Origin of the sequence: Mesorhizobium sp. M7A.F.Ca.US.006.04.2.1, from assembly GCF_004022915.1 — a bacterium.
Lineage (GTDB): Bacteria > Pseudomonadota > Alphaproteobacteria > Rhizobiales > Rhizobiaceae > Mesorhizobium > Mesorhizobium ciceri.
In genome coordinates this window covers 1-716 of record NZ_RZQA01001503.1, presented here as the reverse complement: position 1 = coordinate 716, position 716 = coordinate 1, and the positions used below count along the sequence as shown (strand labels likewise).

Annotated in this window: 1 protein-coding gene; it reads left to right on the top strand. The window is 66.8% G+C overall.

Features of this window, described 5'->3' with window-relative positions:
• The coding region (locus EN925_RS38360) for a heterodisulfide reductase-related iron-sulfur binding cluster (protein ID WP_245487477.1) at positions 1 to 716 on the top strand (716 nt) is incomplete at both ends.

Sequence of the window (716 nt, the reverse complement as noted above, 5' to 3'; positions counted from 1 at the left end):
ATGCTGGCCTTCGTGCTGCCCTATCCCCAGCGCTTTCGCGCCGCGCTCAAGCTAGCGAAGCTGGGCAAACCGTTCATCGGCCTGTTCGACAAGGTTCCGGCGCTGAAGCCGCTCAGTGCGATGCTCAAGCTCGCGCCGGCGTCGATCCCGGCAGCGTCGCCGATGGGCTCGCCGGGCATCCATGCCGGGCAGGGGACCAAAAGGGGCCGCGTCACCATCCTCACCGGCTGCGCGCAATCGGTGCTCGATCCCGCCATCAACGAGGCGACGATTTCGCTGCTGACACGGCTCGGCGTCGAGGTCTTGGTGCCGCCGGGCGAAGGCTGTTGCGGTGCGCTGGTCCATCATATGGGGCGCGAACAGGCCGCGCTTGCCTCGGCGAGGCAAAATGTCGACGCCTGGACACGCGCCCTCGACCAGGGCGGGCTCGATGCCATCGTCATCACCGCCTCGGGCTGCGGCACGACGATCAAGGACTACGGTTTCATGCTGCGGCTCGACCCGGCCTATGCCGACAAGGCCGCGCGCGTCTCGGCACTGGCCAAGGACGTTACCGAATATCTCTCGACCCTCCACCTGCCCGAACCGGTTCGCAAGTCGGGCACTGTCGTTGCCTATCACTCGGCCTGCTCGATGCAGCACGGCCAGAAGATCACCCGCCAGCCGAAAGAACTGCTGGCCAAGGCCGGCTTCATCGTGCGCGAGCCGCGCGAAGG